Here is a 17,178-nt window from a genome sequence, read left to right as displayed (position 1 = left end):
CGTCGGGAACGGACGAGAGCATGCCAGGCGTAAGCGACGACGACACTCTGTTGCGATTTCCGATCCTGATCGGCGACATAGGCGGCACCAATGCGCGCTTCTCGATCGTACTAGACGCGAATTCCGAGGCCGGCGAGCCGACCATCGTCCAGACCGCCAACTTCAATACGATTGACGAGGCGATCCAGTCGGCCGTGCTCGACCGCTCGTCGGTCCGGCCGAATTCAGCTGTGCTGGCGGTAGCCGGTCCTGTCGAAAGCGACGAGATCCCGCTTACCAATTGCCCATGGATCGTCAAGCCGAGACAGATGTTCGCCAGTCTCGGTTTCAGCGACGTCGTGGTGCTCAACGACTTCGAGGCACAGGCGCTGGCTGTCGTCGCGCTCGGCGAAGAGCATATGGAAAAGATCGGCGGCGACGAGCCGGAACCGAATTCCGGGCGGGTGGTGCTCGGCCCGGGAACCGGGCTCGGTGTCGCCGGGCTGGTTTATGCGCTGCATCACTGGATACCGGTGCCCGGCGAGGGCGGCCATATGGATATCGGCCCGCGCTCACCGCGCGATTTCCAGGTGTTTCCGCATATCGAGAAGCTCGAGGGCCGCATCTCCGGCGAACAGATCCTGTCCGGACGCGGCCTGGTCAATGCCTACCGGGCGGTGGCCAAGGCGGACGGCAAGCCGTCGCCCTTTACAACGCCTGCCGAGGTCACCGCCGCGGCGCTGGCAAAGAACGATCCGGTGGCCGAAGAGGCGCTGTCGATCTTCGTCACTTGCCTAGGGCGCACAGCCGGCGATCTCGCTCTGGTGTTCATGAGCCGCGGCGGCGTGTTTCTCACCGGCGGCATCGCGCAAAAAATCCTGCCGGCGCTGCGCACCGGCAATTTCCGCGCCGCCTTCGAGGACAAGGCGCCGCACAGCGCCCTGATGCGCGGCATGCCGGTCTACGTCATCACCCATCCGCTTGCGGCGCTTTTAGGGCTGGCCGCCTATGCCAGAAATCCGTCGCTGTTCGGCGTGCAGACGGCGGGGCGGCGCTGGCGGGTTTAGGACACAAGCTGCGCCGCGACGAAGTTTCGCCGTCCCCGGCCATAGGCAAGCCGCCATCGGGGCGTTAAGAGGTTGCCGAATTGCAGTCCGGCCGAACCGAAACCACAAAGCGCTCCAACGTGACAATTCCAGCACCAACCAAAGGGAAAGTCCGTCCCAGCGAGATCGTGGCGGTGATCCGCCGCATCATCGCCGAGAACAGCCGCGATTATCGCTGGTACTATGCTCTTGCCGTGCTGTGCCTGGTGACGATCGCGGCGACGACCGCCTTCACAGCCTGGATCATGAAGGATGTCATCGATCAGATCTTCTACCAACGGCGCGGCGATCTTATCGCGCTGATCAGCGTGTCGATCCTGGCCGCCTTTATGCTGCGCGGCCTGGCCAGCTACGGCCAGGCAGTGACGCTGGCCAAAATCGGCAACAATCTGGTGGCGCGCTATCAACGCCGCATCTTTGACCATCTGATGAAGCTCGGCGTCGGCTTCTTCAATGACACCCGCTCGGGCCGGCTCGCCGCGCAGATCAACGAGAACGTCAACGGCATCCGCGATCTCCTGTCGATGACGCTGACATCGCTGGCGCGCGATGCGGTATCGCTTGTCGCGCTAGTCGGCGTCATGATCTGGCAGGACCCGATGCTCTCGGCGATGTCGCTGCTGATCGGCCCGCCCTTGATCTACAGTGTCACCTATCTGATGCGCCGGGTGCGTCGCATCACCCGTGAATCGGTGCAGATCAACTCGCGGCTGATCGGCGCCATGCAGGAAGCGACGCAAGGCATCGCCATCGTCAAGGCCTTCACCCTGGAAGACGAGCTGTCGCGCCGCATCGGCGGCCTGGTCGCCGGCGCCGAGCAGCGGGCAAACAAGATCGCCCGCGTCTCGGAACGGCTGACGCCGATCTCCGACATGCTGGCCGGCTTCGCCGTCGCCGGCGTCATCGCCTATTCCGGCTACCGGGCGACCGTCGGCGGCCAGCCGCCGGGCGCGGTGTTTGCCTTCATCACCGCCCTGCTGCTTGCCTATGATCCGGCCAGGCGGCTGGCGCGTATGCAGGTTGGCATGGAAAAGTCGCTGGTCAATGCGCGCATGATCTACGAGCTTCTCGACCTCGAGCCGCAGCAAGGTGACGTGCCGGCAGCCGCCGAGGCGAAATTCACCTCTGGCGAAGTGCGCTTCAACAACGTGTCCTTCCGCTATGTCGAAGAGGCGCCGGTCCTGCAGGATCTGACCTTTGTCGCCGCCGCCGGCAAGGTGACCGCCATCGTCGGAGCCTCGGGCGCTGGCAAGACGACGCTGGTTGCGCTGCTGCAGCGCTTCTACGATGTCGAGTCGGGCAGGATCGAAATCGACGGCCAGGACATTTCAAAGGTCACCAAGCATTCGCTGCGCGGCTCGATCGCCTATGTATCGCAGCAGCCCTATCTGTTAGAAGGCACCATCCGCGACAACATCCGCTACGGCAGGCTGAGCGCCACCGACGCAGAGATTGAACGCGCCGCCCAACAGGCCGCGGCACACGATTTCATTCGCCAGCAGCCGCAAGGCTACGACACGCCGGTCGGCGAGAATGGCGTGACGCTGTCGGGCGGCCAGCGCCAGCGCGTATCGATTGCACGCGCCATCGTTCGGCAGGCGCCGATCCTGCTGCTCGACGAAGCGACCTCGGCGCTCGACAACGAGGCCGAGGCCCGCGTCCAGGAAGCGCTGACCCATGTCATGGAAGGGCGCACCACCATTGTCATCGCGCACCGGCTGTCGACGGTGGTCAATGCCGACCATATCATCGTGCTGGAGCAGGGCCGGCTGGTCGAACAGGGCACGCATGCCTCGCTGATGGCCGACCCGCACAGCGTCTATGCCCGGTTCCATCGGGTGCAAGGCAGGAAAGGGCTGGGGCTTGTCGATGACGCCAAGCCAATCCAGACTGCGGCGCAAAATGATCACGCGAAAAAGGCGGTCGGGAGACATTCATGAGCGACACGCCGACCGTGAGTGAAATGGGCCTGGTGGTGGTGGGCGCGGCTGGCCGCATGGGCCAGGCGCTGATCCGCGCCATCCACACGATACCGGGCGCGCGTGTCGCCGGCGCCATCGCGCCGGCCGGTTCGCCACATCTCGGCAAGGATGCCGGCGAGCTGGCCGGCGTCGGCAGGCTCGGCGTGGCGATCGGCGACGATCCGCTGCCGGCCTTCGCCAAGGCCGACGGCGTGCTCGATTTCACCACGCCGGCAGCGACCGTCGAATTCGCCGGCTATGCGGCGCAGGCGCGCATCGCCCATATCATCGGCACCACCGGCTGCTCGGCTGAAGACAATGCCAGGATCGCGGCGGCGGCGCGGCACGCGACGGTGGTCAAGTCAGGCAATATGAGCCTCGGCGTCAATCTGCTGGCGGTGCTGGTTGAGCAGGCGGCGCGCGCGCTCGATGCCGACGATTTCGACATCGAGATCCTGGAAATGCACCACCGGCACAAGGTCGATGCGCCGTCGGGCACGGCGCTGCTGCTCGGCGAGGCCGCCGCTGCCGGGCGCGGCGTAGCACTTGCCGGCAACGATGTTCGCGTGCGCGACGGCCATACCGGCGTGCGCAAGGCAGGCTCGATCGGTTTCGCCAGCTTGCGCGGCGGCTCGGTGGTCGGCGAGCACAGTGTGGTGCTGGCCGGTACCGGCGAGCGCATCACGCTTGCCCATCATGCCGAGGACCGGGCGATCTTTGCCCGCGGCGCGGTCAAGGCAGCCCTGTGGGCGCGCGGCCGCAAGCCGGGCCTCTATTCGATGCGGGACGTGCTCGGCCTGACAAGCTGATCCACAGATTTGGCTGATCCACAAGATTTGGCTGATCCACAAGATTTGAAGGAGCAAATATGTCGAGAACTCTCGTGCTCGTGCGCCACGGCCAGAGCGAATGGAACCTGAAGAACCTATTTACCGGCTGGCGCGACGTCGACCTGACCGAACTGGGCCATGCCGAGGCCAAGTCGGCCGGCGCCAAGCTCAGGGCGCGCGGCATGAAGTTCGACATCGCCTTCACGTCGTCGCTGATCCGGGCGCAGAAGACCTGCCAGCATATTCTCGACGCCGTTGGCCAGAGCGACCTCGAGACCATTCGCGACCAGGCGCTGAACGAGCGCGACTATGGCGATCTCTCCGGCCTCAACAAGGATGATGCGCGCAAGAAATGGGGCGAGGAGCAGGTGCATGTCTGGCGCCGCTCCTATGACGTGCCGCCGCCCGGCGGTGAAAGCCTGAAGGACACCGGCGCGCGCGTCTGGCCCTATTACCTGCACGATCTGCAACCGCATGTGCTGCGCGGCGGCACCGTGCTGGTGGCGGCGCACGGCAATTCGCTGCGCGCGCTGATCATGGCGCTGGACGGCAAATCGGGCGAGGAGATCGTCAAGCTCGAGCTCGGCACCGGTGTGCCGATCATCTACACGCTCAACGCCGATTCCACGGTGGCGTCGAAGGAAGTGCTGGAGCATTGAGCCGGAGAAGGAACGCGGCTTTCAAAAAAGCGCGTTGACACTCATCCCTCGCCCGCTTAATGAGCGCGCACCAGCCCAGATGGCGGAATTGGTAGACGCGCACGGTTCAGGTCCGTGTTCCGCAAGGAGTGGAGGTTCGAGTCCTCTTCTGGGCACCAAATTCCCGTTTCGAACCGATTGATGCGGTTTCAGAGACCCAAGAAAAAGCCCGGTTTGCCGGGCTTTTTCTTGATCCAATGCTCTAAGCTGCCTACCGTCAGCCATGGTATCCACAAGATATCCAACAATTATCCGTCCGGGTTAGGCAGCGATCTGTCGTTGCGACAGCGCAGCAGCGGAAGGATTTGGCCCGAGATCACTCTGGTGATCTTCTGTTGCTTGGCGTTGGTTACGACGTTCATGCACGCACATCCGTAGCCGTGACCCGAACCAGGCACATTGGTCTCGACGAATTGCCGCTCGTCAAAGGCCGGCACATTGTCGATGCCCTTGGGATCCGGGCGTCCCTGCATCTGGATCCACCAATCCCCGTCACTGTCGGTCAGGACGAGGTTGCCGGGGGTCGGGCTGGAGTACCAGCCACAACGGCGCTCGGCATGGGCGGCTGCAGACAAGGACATGATAGCCAGGCAGACACAGATAGCGAACAGTGGGCGCATGAATATCTCCTCCCTGAAGTAGGTCAGGTCGTGCCGCCGATCCGTTGGCGCCGGGGACGCGCATGACTTTTGCGAGCCTTATGGCTTCAACTTCGTGTCCACATGTTCTTCGATCAATCCGCAATGAAGCGTCACGGGCGCCCTTTGGACGTTGCTGAGTGGACCGTCGATGAAATCGCAGCCGAGCAGATTGACCGAGCTGCTCTTGCGCGCCGACGCAACGTTGACGTTGACATCGGGAGGGCCGGCAAGCCAGTCGAGACGCTTTGCGTCGACCTTGGCGCCGCTGATGCGGGCGTGGCCGCCTGTGCCCGGTATCTCCACCTCTTCGTCGTGCGGTGTGAGATCGATCAGGCCGACTTCGTTGGCGTGCTTCGCGGCGCTCGGCTTGGGGTCGCCGTAATAGGAGGCGAAGACGACGATTCCCTCCTTTTCAGCCGCGAGCTTGGCGGCTGCTTTCTTGGACAGCGTGACGTTGACGTCGAAGCCCATGTCATCCTGGGCTGTTGCCGGCACGGCAGATGCCAGCAGCACAGATGCCGCAATCGCCATTGCGAGCGATGATCCGCAGCGTTTCACAATCCACCTCCTTCAAGTCCCCACGCAGTGATGATGCCCCTCGCATTGTTCATATCTGGCAGCGACGTCATGCTCGCCGCCGGCTTCATCATGATCAAATAAGTTGCAGCACGTGTCAGTTCGCGGCCGGAACGGGGCAACTCAGATCGCCTTCCTTGCAATTCAGGTAACCCTCGAAGGCTTTGACACGGGATTGCGTCAGGCCGTCCATGCATTGCGCGATGAGCATCGGTATTACGCTTCCTCCGGCCGATCCAGCAGTCTGAAAACTGCACTCCGCGTCGCGAAACTTGCCCCAATCCCGCTGTGCCTGAACAAGAAGCTTCTTGGTATCCGCATCGTCCTTCAGGCGGGCTTCGATCTGCTTGTAAAGCTCATTGAGCTTCTTGTCGGATTTCTGGAACTCGGCACCGAAGCACTGATTCATGGTGGCCTGATCCTTGGCATCGGCGCACTTGTCCTTGGCAAGGGCGAATGTCGGCGCAGCCAGAACCACGGCAGCAGTCAATATCGCTATTTTCATCGATTTCCCTTTCCGATTGCAGTCAAGCTCTTAAGTTGCTCAGCCCCGCCCTATGTTCTCGTCAGCTGTCCGTTATTGCCACGATCGGCCCATGGCCCGATTATCTGGTTTTCATTGGATCAGCTTTGCCACCTTCGGCGACCGTGACGTTGCCGACCTTTCCTGAGCCGGTCAGCGTGCCGCCCTCCTTGACCATGACTTCGCCGGAGACCTCTCCGTCAACGACAAGCAGTCCCGAGACGGAAACGTCACCGGTCAAAGAGCCGGTCACGTGCAACTCCGCTCCCGCCACCACTTCCGTCATGCCCGAATATTTGTTCTTGCCGCTCAGCGTCAGCTTGCCACCGGCAACAACGAGGCCGCCGCTGTCGCCGGCGTCATCAAAGTCCGCGATGGTTCCATCAAATTGCCCGTCGGCTGCTGTCAGGATCAGTCTGCCCGCGCCCAGATAGACCTCGCCTTTACCGCCAAGGTTGCGAATGGCCGTATCGTTCAGGGAGTGCGCCACTCCCCAGGGCTTCAGGTGGTTTCCTTTCTGATCGATGTTGAGCACACCGTCGACTATGACGCGCGAGGAATGCTCGATGCTGCCCGGCCCGGCCAGAGTAAGATAGCCATCGGCCGCGATGTGGGTTGTGCCCGTGTAGGTATTGGCCCCGGTCATGCGCACGTCCGCGTCCTTCTCGATCGTGAAGTCGCCGGCGCCGAAGATGTTCCCGGCCAATCCGAGCCATCCGTCGCTGCCCATTTCGCCGTTCACTCGGTTGAGCTGCACTTGATCCTTGACAGCCGCGTCTGTCGTAAAGTCGGCAGCGCTGACAAAATAGGGTGAATAGGCGGTTGTTTTGTTCTCCAGATCATACATCACGGAATTGGACTGAAAGAAGGGTAGGCCGACCCAAATTCCATGGCCTCTCTCCTCATCGCTTTGGCGATCGATAACGACATCGCTGTATTCCCTGTTGTTGAAACTATCGTCAAATCCAAAAAACTTGAAGTTTATTATGCCAGAACTGTATTTATCAATTTTAAAACCTTTCGACTTTAGCTTATTTAAAGTATCTTCATTCGTAATATGAACAAATGTCGCTGTTCCTGTATCCAATAAGACGGGTCCGCTGAAATCAACCGATTGCTTCTTTCCCTTATGGTCAAAAGAAATCGTATAACGGTAAGACCCTTCGTACTCATTGGATGCATTCGCGCCTGATCGCGGGAATCGTCTCTGGTAAGCCTGAAAATCCCCTTCGCCCCACGGCGTCAGGGCCGTAAACTGGGATCTCAGACTGGGGGACAAATTCAGCGTCAGGCACGGACCGCAGCCCGGTGTCGTCTTCCTTTTTCCAAGATTTGCATTGGCAGAGACCACATAGCCGCTTCGGGTTTGACCGCCGGGGGCACTGGTCTGGTCTCCTGGAAAGATAAAATCGGCGGCTCCAAAGATGCCGTAAAACGTCGTCGAACCACCGGGTTCGCCTTTCTGCATTCTCTCGCGCGCATTAAGATCCGCATAGACTGGCGTATCGCCGTATTGACCAACGGGCTTCTGCATCAATTTCACATCCTCGAGGTCGCCGAAACCCTTGGTGTAGACGTAATCCACCACCCGAGCAGCGCTAAAGCCGCCGTCGAAGGTTACGACAGGCTCCCACGCATCATCCGGATCGTAAAAAGACAGGCTGTCGAACCGTACCTGTTGTACCCAATCGCCATAGGTGCCGTCACCATAGGCGTACATTGCGGGCTTGCTGCCGGGCACCGGCTTTACGCCAGGGACGCTCGAATCGATCTCCGCGTTGAACTCATCCGACCCGGTGTCGAATTCGAACAGACGAGGCTTGGCACTATTGATGCCCACCATGATCCCGAGTTTGTGATAACCACCGTCGGTTCCGTATTCCCTGACGTGTTGCAATGGAATAAGTATCGGGCCGGCAGCCTGGACAGGGACGGTCTCTTCGGCCACCGCAGGTGCGGCATGTGATGTGTTCGCTGCCGGAACGGGGCAGCTCGGATCGCCTTCCTGGCATTTCAGGTAATCCTCGAAGTCTTTGACACGGGATTGCGTCAGGCTGTCCATGCACTGCGCGACGAGCATTGGCATTACACTTCCTCCGGCCGCTCCCACGGTCTGGAAACTGCACTCCGCGTCGCGAAATTTGACCCAATCGCGCTGTGCTTGAACAAAAAGCGTCTTGGTATCCACATCATCCTTCACGCGGGTTTCAATCTGCTTGTAAAGCTCGTTGAGCTTGTTGTCGGATTTCTTGGACGCGGCATCGGCGCACTCGTTCGCGGCTGCCTGATCCTTGGCGGCGTCGTAGCACTTGTCCTGGGCAAAAACGAAAGCCGGCATGGCCAGGACCATGGCAATGGTCAGCGTCGCGGTTTTCATCGGTTGACCTCTGTTTAGAACTGCCGGCCCGGTCGGCTGCTAGTTGGCATCGTCGTCGTTCGATCCGGCAGCGTCGTCGGTACTGTCATCCGTCGCATCGTCATCCGAGCTGTTGTCGTCAGTGTCGGTGTTGTTGTCGCCATCACCACCGTCCGTTGGGTCTGCATCGTCATTCTGATCGCTCGAATCGTCCTGATCGTCGGAACTATTGTTGTCAGTGCTGTCATCCGACGCATCGTTATCCGTACTATCGTCGTCAGTGTCGTCGTTCTGATCGCTCGGATCGTCCTGATCATCGGAACTTTTGTCATCGGCATCGGGAGGAGACGTTTCTGCGTCCTGACTGGCGTCCCCAGGCTGCGAGTCGTCCCCGCGATAGCTTGTGTCATTGAGGCCCGCCTCCATCTCCTCGTCATACTCATCGACGATCTGCGTCCATTCCTCTCGATTGTCGACGCTCGTCCATTGGGAGATATTGTTGACCGAGATGTTGGTGTTGAAGTTGTTGACGGTGATGTTGGTGTTGACCTCGACGACGTCTGTGACTTCTGTCCCGCGGTTCACGCCAAACAGGAAACTGGTGGCACTCGCGGCAAGGGCGGCCCAAACGAACCTATCGACATCGCGCGGCGTCGAAATCGGCTGATGCCGCACTGTGGCAAGCACATCACCCGGTCGGATGCCTTGCCGCGCGGCAACACCGTGGGGTGCAACGGCCAGGACATACACGCCGCGAAGCTTGGGCGGGATCTGGTAGCGGTGCCGAGAGGCGTGATTGATCGGTATCAGAACCGCGTTAAGAGCCCGGGAAACATAGGGTTTCGGCAGATCATATTTGCTGGCATACGCAACATTGATCGTGTGCGGGACAGCTACACTCACAACAGCCGTCATTTTCACTGAAGTTGCCAATGCACGGGCGAGCTGCATTATCAGTCTGGATTTTCGAACGGTTTGCATTTTGCACATCCTGCAGCTGATGATTGGAGTCGATCTCAGAGCCCCGGCGCCCCGGAGCGCTCACCAATCATTCTCCCCCTGCACCAACGGTCAGCGGCAATTTCCAGCGATCATCACCGTCGTTCCGTAACTTCCTCGGCAAAACACTTTGCCAGGTCTTGCGGCGCTCCGAGCTTCTTCGCCCAGGATACCAGTTCAGGTTTTTCCGACGGCTCGGCATAGCCGCCCCACACGTCGCGAAACTGCTTCTTTCCGTCGACTGTCTGGAAGAACATCACGCCGTCGTCGCTCACCGGCGTGGAGACGTAGGCGGCGCTCCAGCTGCCGCTCTCCATGATCGTGAAGAACTTTGCCTGAGCGGGCTTGAACTTATTGGTCATCGCCGAGACGACTAGAGGGGCATATTCCTGCTTGCGCGCCTTCGTCACTTCGACCTTTATACCGTCACAGGCGTTATTCGCAGCGAAAGCGGACGTCAGCGCCATTCCCAACCCCGCAAGGCCGACCATAACGATTTTGGCATGTCGCCGGACCAGGCCGCTGAATTCAGACATGATTGGCTTCCTCCTTGTTCGCCCCCGAGTCCGTTAATCGGAATCGTCATCGTCGGATGAATTGTCATCGTCCGGTGTATCGACCTCGCAGCCGATGCCGCGGCAGCCTTGGTAGTTGCCTTGCGTATCGAAGTTGGGATTGCCTTCTCTGTCGTACTGCGGTCTGTCGTCGATACTTTGATCCCCGTCATCAGGATCGTCGACTTTACATCCGAGCCCATGGCAGCCGATGTAACGGCCCCTGGTATCGAAGTTGGGATTGCCGTTCCTGTCGAACTGCGGCCGATAGTCAATCTGTCGGCCACCTTTATGGGGCCGATCAGCCAGGCAGCCCTTTCCGCGACAACCGCCGTAGTCGTCGGTGGTACAACCGGCGATCGCCATCAAAGCAGTGGCCAAGGTCGCATAGATTACGAATTTCATGATTCATTCCTCCGACTGGCTGGCGGCGGACATCGTCCATATCGGAAGGCCATTGCAGGCGGCGATCCCCGCTTTTGCCGCGAAGGCTGGCGCCAATCGGAGGAGGGCAAAGCTTCGCCGGCCATCAAACGAGAGCCAGGCTGTGGGCGATGCATTCGACGACTTAGCCGACGGTTGCCGTAGTCTCTTGCGTCGGGTCGAACGCTCCCGGCCGGGGCCGCCGCATTAGCGAGTGTCAATATTCCTCTCCATGCTTAGTGCCCCGTCCGCCCAAGCATGTTTCAACGATCCGCTGACGCGGCTGTGCTTCCAAGAAATGCATCCGTGTCAGCCTATGACAAGGACAAATCCCAATATCGCAGGATTGAATTTTGCAAATGCTTAATAATTCGGAATCAGCACGGGCTATCTTAGCAGATACTGAAATGTGACCAGCAGCAAGATTCCGGAATGCTTCCTTAGTTTTGTTCTCATTAAGCCGAGTTAGTACAAGCAATATTCTATGTTGTTGTGAATTTTGCGCCAGCTCTACAAAAAAGGCGCGACGATAGCACATCTTATACGATCGCCCTAATCGCGATCTATTGTAGTATTTTTTCGAACCCAGCCAACCGTTGCGAGGGCCGAAAGAAACGCGCCCCTTTGCCCGACTTTTCAACGCTGCGGAGTGCCAAATAGGGGCGCAGTGGGGGCGGCACATCCCACAAAAGCTCGCAGAGGCGGCTGCGGCCGACCGGATGCGGCGCCAGCGCCAGATAGGCGAGCAGCGCACACAGCTTGCGCGATTTTGGGAGCCGGCTGATCGACCAGAACATCGCGCAAGGGCATTATCTCGGCGCGCTGATCGCGGCCGAACCAGCACTCGCACTGGCGGCGCCGGTGAGCATCAACATCGTGTGCTTTCGCTACCGCGCGGACGGACTGGGCGGGGAGCGCCTGAAAGCGCTCAATACCGAGATCATGCTGAGGCTGCAGGAAGAAGGCATCGCCGCCATTTCCGACACGACGGTGCATGGCCAGCATAGCCTCAGGGTGGCGATCAACAACCACCGCACCCGGCGCGACGATCTGGACCTGCTGGTGCGGGAGACCGTGCGGCTTGGATTGGAGATTTCAAGGCGTGGCGTGGCTCTTCCTTCTCCCCTTGTGGGAGAAGGTGGATGAGGGGTGTTCCAGCTTGATACTGACGGCACTCCGTCCGCACCCCTCAACCGTCTTGGCGCTGCGCGCCAATCCACCTTCTCCCACAAGGGGAGAAGGAAGAAGGAGCGGCGCTGGCCCCGACAATTGGTCGTCTGCAAGGCTACGCCTCGAGCCAAACCTTCTCGAAATGCTGCTCGAGCGACTGGTGCTGCTCGCAGCCATGCACCCCCTTGCGGTAGGTGCGGTAGACCGAGCGCCAGTAGGGCTGGATGATGATGCCGGAATCGCGGAGATTCTGTTCGATCTTGGCCATGAGCTCCTTGCGGGCGCCGGGATCGGGCATCGCCAGCGCCTTGTCGAGCAGACTGTCGAATTCCGGATCGGCGTAGGCGCTCTCGTTCCACGCGGCGCCAGACTTATAAGCGAGCGCCAGCACCTGGACGCCGAGCGGCCGGCCGAGCCATTCCGTGCAGGAGAAAGGATATTTGCTCCAGTCGTTCCAGAAGGTCGCGGCCGGCAGCACGGTGCGCTTGATCTTCAGCCCGGCCTCGCGCATCTGCGCGGCGATGGCATCGCCGGTGCTCTTCTGCCAGTCGACGTCGACCGAGATGAGTTCGTATTCGTGGTCGGCCTTGCCGGCCTCGGCGAGCAGGGCCTTGGCTTGATCAATGTTGCGGACGGCCGGGCCGATATCGGCATATTCGGGATGCATCGGCCCGACATGATGGTTCTCGGCAGGCTTGCCGCGGTTGTCCATGCCGATCTTCAGCACGGCGGCGTTGTCGACGGCGAGCTGGGCGGCGCGGCGCACCTTGATGTCGTCATAGGGCGGATTGCCGATATTGAACCGCGCGACGATGGTCGAGCCGGTGGCGATTTCCGAATTGCTCAGGCCCATGGAGTCGGTCTGCGCAACCGTGTCGGAGGCGGTTTCGTGGTCGGTGTCGATCTCGCCCGATTCGAAGGCCGACAGCATCGCATTGGGGTCGGAGCCGTAGTCCACCCATTTGATGCCGTCGAGGTAGAACTCGCCCTTCCACCATGGCTTGTCTTTGCGGCGGACTTCGGCGCCGACCTCGGCATCCCATGCCACGAGTTCGCAAGGCCCGGTGGTGATCGCCAATGCCTTCAGCGGATCGCCGTCGCCTTCATAGCTGCGGTGCATGATCAGCGCCGGGTAGTCGGCCATGCCGGCGATCAGCGAAATGTCGGGCTTCGGCAAATTGAGCCGCACGGTGACGTCGTCGACGCGCTCGATGCCGCCGTCGACGGCCTTCTTGGTGTCGGCGTTGACCAGTGCGCCCATGCGCGCGGCGACCGAATTGCCGGCGACGGACGCATCGCACCAGCGCGTCAGATTGTGGATCACGTCGTCGGCGTTGAAGGTGTCGCCGTTCGACCAGGTGATGCCCTTGCGGACATGCAGCGTCAGCACGCGGGCGTCGTCGCTGGTTTCCCAGCTCTCGAGCAGCCATGGCTCGAAGGTGAAGTCGCGCTTCCAGCGCACCAAATATTCGTTGCACTGGCGGGCGACGTTGGACATCTCGACGCCGTCGAAGGTGCGCGGATCCTTCCAGCCCTTGACGTTCATGGCGACACGCAAGATGCCGCCGCGCTTCGGCTCGTCGGCCCTGGCCGGTGACGGCGCAAGCCCGCCGAGCGCCAGCGCGCCGGTAGCGCTGACGCCGAGCGCAGCCATGGTGGCGAGATATTCGCGCCGGTTCATCTGGCCTTTCTTGAAGCCATCGGCGACGGGCTCGGCCTGCGGATGCAGTTTTCGATCGGTCAGCATGAACTTCATTGTCGTCATTCCCCTGTTGTTGGGCACCTCTGCCGATCGCCAAACGCGGGGGACGGATGCGATCGCCGGAGCGCCATTGCCTCGGGGATGATAGGGCGAGCTCCCGTGGGGGAGTGTTCGGACTTCCGCAGTTCTTGTGCGCTGTTCCGCAAACGGAAGGTCCCCCCTCACCCGGATTGCCAACCGAATTGCGAAGGGCAATTCGGGGCAATCCGACCTCTCCCCGAGGGGAAGGTGGACGCGAAGCGGCAGGATGAGGGGGCCTTCGCAACTTCAGTAAGGCCAGTCGCCTTTGCCGAGCGCGGCGATGGCCGCAATGACGCGGGCGAAGGCTTCACCGGCGCGCGGAACGGTTTTGCGGGCGCGCAGGAAACTGTGCACCAGACGCGGCTCCTCGCGCCACCAGGCGCGGCCGCCGGCGGCGAGGATGCGGTCGCGATAGGCCTCGCCGTTGGAGGACAGCGGATCGCACTCGGCCGTGATGATGAAGGTCGGCGGCAGGCCGGAGAAATTGCTGCCTCGGAGTGGCGAAAAGGTCGGATCGTCGGGCGACTGTGCCTTTGCGGAGCGCACGTTGCGATAGAATTCGATATCGCGCAACGTCAGCAGCGGCGCTTCGGCGTGCTCGACACAGGAGCCGGCGCTCTCTTTGCCAACTGGTTCCGGGCCGCCGAGCTCGGGATAGATCAGCACCTGGCCGATCGCATGGCGAGGATGGCGGTGTGTCGCCTGTGCCACCGCAGCGGCCAGATTGCCGCCGGCGCTTTCGCCGCAGAGCACTATCGGCAGGCCGGCCGTCGCCGTCGCCCATTCGAATACGGCCAGCGCATCGTCGAAGGCGGCCGGATGCAGATGCTCGGGCGCCAGCCGGTAATCGGCGGACAGCACGGCAAAGCCGGTGCCGGCGCATATCTCGGCGCAGATGTCGTCATGGCTGTCGAGGCCGCCAAGGACGAAGCCGCCGCCGTGATAATAGACAACCATCGCCTGCGGCGCCGTGCCCGCCATCTGGTAACGCCGGACCGGGATCGCACGGTCGCCGGCAGGAACCGCGCTGTCGCTGGCCTTGACGCCGGGTGGATAGGGCTCGCGAAACGCCCGGCACATGGCATCATAGACCGCCCGCTGCCTGTCGATCGGCATGTAGACGATTTCGGGCGGATACCACTCGTTGACCCGATCGATATAGGCCCACAGCTCCGGATCGAGCAGCGTCTGGTATTTTCCGCGCCCTCTCGTTCCGGGTCGCTCGGCCTCGGTGATCATCGCTGCGCGATCCCGCTCAGAGCTCGGCGTAGAGCCGGGCAGCATTTTCATAGCTGAAGCGCAGCGGCACCGAGCCCTCGACCTGCCAGGCTTCGACCGTCTCGCCTGCCAGCAGCCGGCAGGCGCCGTCGGTGGTGGTGACGGCACCGCCATAGAGCCGGTTGGCAAGGTTGAGGATGGCCGTCTGGTGCATCGCCGTGCTGCCACTGCCGCAGGCATCCTTGACCAGCAGCACTCGAAACCCGAGCGCCACCGCATCCTTGACGGTGGCATCGATGCAGGCCTCGGTCCAGACGCCGGCAACGACCAGCCACTCGATGCCATCGGCCTTCAACCGTTCGGCGGCAGGCCCCGCGCGGAAGGCGCTGGCATCGGTCTTGACCAGCATCATCTCGCCTGGCGCCGGGCCTACTTCCGCGCAGATGGCAGTCAGCGGATCGTCCTTGTCGGAAAATGCCGACTTGCCGCTGGCCTCGACCGGGTGGAACGGCCGCGCCGTGGCGAGATCGACGATATAGGCCCAGTGATACAAAGGCACATGATTGGCTCGTGCTGCTGTCTGCAGCCGCTGGACGTTGGCGAGGATATCGCCATAGCCTTCGACCAGATAGCGCTTGTCCCGCCGATGCTCCTCCTGGAGATCGATGAACACCGCCGCCACCTTGCCGCGCTTGATCGAGATCGGGCTTTTCATGCAAAACTGCCTGTCAGCACTCAAACCTGCCTGTCAAGGAACTCGTCCTCATAAGGGAAGCGCGACAGAAGCTCGGTGCCGGTCTCGGTGATCAGGATCTCGTCCTCCAGCTTGACGCCCTCACGGCCGCCCTTCTCGCCGATATAGCTTTCGACGCTGACCACCATGCCGGGCACGATGACACCGTCGCGGCCATAGGTCTCGTAGTCCATGGCATGCGCGATGAACGGCGTCTCGCCATGCATGCCGACGCCGTGCATGACCGAGGTATAGCGCTGGTCGACGAAGCGGTCCGGTATCTTCCAGGCCTTTTCGGCAATCTCGCGAAATGCCATGCCCGGCTTGACGACCCCGATATTGTGCTGAACCTGGTCGTGCGCCATCTTGTAGAGCGACTTCTGGTAATCCGTCGGCCTGCCCGGGCCGCAGCGGAAGGTACGCGAGAAATCCGAATAATAGCCGTAGCAGCCGATCGTGTCGGTATCGAGCGCCAAGAGTTCGCCCGGCCTGATCTTGCGGCCGCTCGCCTCGTTGAACCACGGATTGGTGCGCTGGCCCGAGGTCAGCAGCCGGGTTTCGATGAACTCGCCGCCTTGCCGGATCACCTCGCCATACATGATGGCGAACAGGTCGTTTTCGGAAACGCCGGGCTTGATCGCCTCGCGCACGGCATAGACGGCGGCCTCGGCGCCAGCCATCGACACCTGCAGGCATTTTACTTCCTCGGGCGTCTTGACCGCGCGCACCGCCAAAATCTCGCCCTGGCAATCCCGCACCTCGCAGCCGCGCTTTTCCAGCGCCAGTGCCTGCAGATGGCTGCAGCGGTCAAGGCCGAGCTTCATCGAGCCGCCGCCATGCGCCTTGAGCAATTCGGCGATCTCATCGGCGAACGGGCCGGCGGTCTCGTCGTCGCGGCCTGACACCGATGACCAGACCAGCTTGGACGGACGCGCCTCGTCGATCGTGTCGAGCACCATCGAGACATGGTAGCTCTGCGGATATTCGAACAACACGATCGGCCCTTCGGTGGGGATGAAGAAGTAGCGCGTCGAGTTGCGCAGGAAATAGCCGAACATGTTGCGCGAGCCGGTGGCGTAGCGCTGGTTGTAGGGGTCGAACAAAACGACGCCGCCATAGCCGGCCTCGCGCATCCAGGCGCGCAGCCTGGCCAGCCGGCCCTTGCGCAGCGCGTCGGCGTCGATGAAGGACGGCTCGGTGTCCGACAGCCACATGCCGCCGGCCGGATCCGCCGCCGCCGGATGGCGCATGCGGTCCTTGAAGTCGACATCCTCGGTGCTGTCGGGGTCAAAAACGACAATGCTCATGGGGTGCCTCCTGGAAGCGGGGAAGATGAGCCATACGTCGTTCAGAGGCTGTGCGCGATACCGCAGATGTTGTGCGAAATACCGCTTGAAGTCGTTCCGTAGCGTTCTACGGCGCCCCCCTCTGTCCTGCCGGACATCTCCCCCTCAAGGGGGGAGATCGGCTCGTCATCGCCGCTTTCGTGAATTTCCACCGTCGCAGGAGGAGCGGAGCATCGAAGCTGCCAATCTCCCCCTTGAGGGCAGGGGAATCGCATATGGCGATTTTGGGGTTGAGTTTAGGCTGAGAAAGGATTCTTTGGAGAGGCAGTTGAGCGAAGGAGC

The 17,178-nt window shown here is 61.5% G+C and carries 16 protein-coding genes and 1 tRNA gene; 6 read left to right on the top strand and 11 right to left on the bottom strand.

Annotated elements, in window-relative coordinates:
* Positions 1-20: 20 nt before the first annotated feature.
* The 5 genes from NKH90_RS28900 to NKH90_RS28880 all read left to right on the top strand — a co-directional run bounded on the left by NKH90_RS28900 (position 21) and on the right by NKH90_RS28880 (position 4,693).
* Positions 21-1,046, top strand: a complete 1,026-nt coding sequence (locus NKH90_RS28900; protein WP_352614728.1) for a glucokinase — start codon at positions 21-23, stop codon at positions 1,044-1,046.
* Between the two features lie 119 nt (positions 1,047-1,165).
* Positions 1,166-3,025 carry an ABC transporter ATP-binding protein gene (locus NKH90_RS28895; protein ID WP_352473557.1) on the top strand — a complete coding sequence of 620 codons (1,860 nt, stop codon included), beginning with the start codon at positions 1,166-1,168 and terminating at the stop codon, positions 3,023-3,025.
* Complete coding sequence (gene dapB / locus NKH90_RS28890) at positions 3,022-3,855, top strand: 4-hydroxy-tetrahydrodipicolinate reductase (protein ID WP_352822454.1); 834 nt, start codon at positions 3,022-3,024, stop codon at positions 3,853-3,855. Before NKH90_RS28895 ends, dapB begins: the two co-directional genes overlap by 4 nt.
* A 59-nt stretch (positions 3,856-3,914) precedes the next feature.
* Positions 3,915-4,535: a 2,3-bisphosphoglycerate-dependent phosphoglycerate mutase gene (locus NKH90_RS28885; RefSeq protein WP_352473555.1), complete on the top strand. Its 621-nt coding sequence runs from the start codon at positions 3,915-3,917 to the stop codon at positions 4,533-4,535.
* Between the two features lie 73 nt (positions 4,536-4,608).
* Positions 4,609-4,693: transfer RNA gene (locus NKH90_RS28880), tRNA-Leu, on the top strand.
* Positions 4,694-4,822: 129 nt separating this feature from the next.
* Here NKH90_RS28880 and NKH90_RS28875 read toward each other — a convergent pair.
* The 7 genes from NKH90_RS28875 to NKH90_RS28845 all read right to left on the bottom strand — a co-directional run bounded on the left by NKH90_RS28875 (position 4,823) and on the right by NKH90_RS28845 (position 10,628).
* The gene (locus tag NKH90_RS28875; RefSeq protein WP_352473554.1) at positions 4,823-5,194 is read right to left on the bottom strand and encodes a DUF4087 domain-containing protein; all 372 of its coding nucleotides are present in this window, start codon (positions 5,192-5,194) and stop codon (positions 4,823-4,825) included.
* Positions 5,195-5,272: 78 nt separating this feature from the next.
* Entirely contained in the window at positions 5,273-5,773 is a 501-nt protein-coding gene (locus NKH90_RS28870) for a hypothetical protein (protein WP_352614725.1), read from the bottom strand.
* 115 nt (positions 5,774-5,888) lie between these two features.
* Entirely contained in the window at positions 5,889-6,296 is a 408-nt protein-coding gene (locus NKH90_RS28865) for a lysozyme inhibitor LprI family protein (RefSeq protein ID WP_352473552.1), read from the bottom strand.
* A gap of 100 nt (positions 6,297-6,396) precedes the next feature.
* On the bottom strand, positions 6,397-8,691 hold the full coding sequence (locus NKH90_RS28860; protein ID WP_352822452.1) for a lysozyme inhibitor LprI family protein: 2,295 nt from the start codon (positions 8,689-8,691) through the stop codon (positions 6,397-6,399).
* Positions 8,692-8,730: 39 nt separating this feature from the next.
* Positions 8,731-9,651: a Do family serine endopeptidase gene (locus tag NKH90_RS28855; protein WP_352822450.1), complete on the bottom strand. Its 921-nt coding sequence runs from the start codon at positions 9,649-9,651 to the stop codon at positions 8,731-8,733.
* Between the two features lie 113 nt (positions 9,652-9,764).
* On the bottom strand, positions 9,765-10,205 hold the full coding sequence (locus tag NKH90_RS28850; protein ID WP_352473549.1) for a hypothetical protein: 441 nt from the start codon (positions 10,203-10,205) through the stop codon (positions 9,765-9,767).
* A gap of 33 nt (positions 10,206-10,238) precedes the next feature.
* Positions 10,239-10,628: a hypothetical protein gene (locus NKH90_RS28845; RefSeq protein ID WP_352614715.1), complete on the bottom strand. Its 390-nt coding sequence runs from the start codon at positions 10,626-10,628 to the stop codon at positions 10,239-10,241.
* A gap of 777 nt (positions 10,629-11,405) precedes the next feature.
* Here NKH90_RS28845 and NKH90_RS28840 point away from each other — a divergent pair.
* The gene (locus NKH90_RS28840) at positions 11,406-11,792 is read left to right on the top strand and encodes a hypothetical protein (protein ID WP_352822486.1); all 387 of its coding nucleotides are present in this window, start codon (positions 11,406-11,408) and stop codon (positions 11,790-11,792) included.
* Positions 11,793-11,931: 139 nt separating this feature from the next.
* Here NKH90_RS28840 and NKH90_RS28835 read toward each other — a convergent pair whose 3' ends face one another.
* The 4 genes from NKH90_RS28835 to NKH90_RS28820 form a co-directional block, all read right to left on the bottom strand.
* The gene (locus tag NKH90_RS28835) at positions 11,932-13,572 is read right to left on the bottom strand and encodes an ABC transporter substrate-binding protein (RefSeq protein ID WP_352822448.1); all 1,641 of its coding nucleotides are present in this window, start codon (positions 13,570-13,572) and stop codon (positions 11,932-11,934) included.
* 273 nt (positions 13,573-13,845) lie between these two features.
* Entirely contained in the window at positions 13,846-14,838 is a 993-nt protein-coding gene (locus NKH90_RS28830) for an alpha/beta hydrolase (RefSeq protein WP_352822446.1), read from the bottom strand.
* Positions 14,839-14,854: 16 nt separating this feature from the next.
* Complete coding sequence (locus NKH90_RS28825) at positions 14,855-15,532, bottom strand: isochorismatase family protein (RefSeq protein WP_352817838.1); 678 nt, start codon at positions 15,530-15,532, stop codon at positions 14,855-14,857.
* 20 nt (positions 15,533-15,552) lie between these two features.
* Entirely contained in the window at positions 15,553-16,857 is a 1,305-nt protein-coding gene (locus NKH90_RS28820) for a M24 family metallopeptidase (RefSeq protein WP_352822442.1), read from the bottom strand.
* Positions 16,858-17,178 lie beyond the last annotated feature (321 nt).

The sequence above is a fragment of the Mesorhizobium sp. M0898 genome, assembly GCF_040319695.1.
In the GTDB taxonomy this organism is placed as follows: domain Bacteria; phylum Pseudomonadota; class Alphaproteobacteria; order Rhizobiales; family Rhizobiaceae; genus Mesorhizobium.
The sequence above is the reverse complement of the archived record's forward strand: the minus strand, read 5'-3'. Positions and strand labels throughout refer to the sequence as shown.